Raw genomic sequence first — 207 nt, forward strand, 5'->3', positions numbered from 1 at the left:
AGCGTCAGCGTCGACCTCGAGACCAGCGCCGTCGGGACCACAAATGCGGTTACGGTTGCCGGCAGCGCCACAGGTGCGACCGAGGGCACCGACACCTTCACCGGTGTCAATGCGGTGCAGGGCTCGACCTTCTCCGACACGCTGCTGGGCAGCAGCTTCAACAACAACTTCACCGGTCTTGGCGGCGACGACTACATCGACGGCCGC

Annotated in this window: 1 pseudogene; it reads left to right on the forward strand. The window is 65.2% G+C overall.

Going from position 1 to position 207, the window contains the following annotated elements:
* A pseudogene (locus RAD10_RS42690) lies at positions 1 to 207 on the forward strand (hypothetical protein); the annotation flags it as partial.

The organism is Bradyrhizobium sp. 23AC (genome assembly GCF_054863025.1).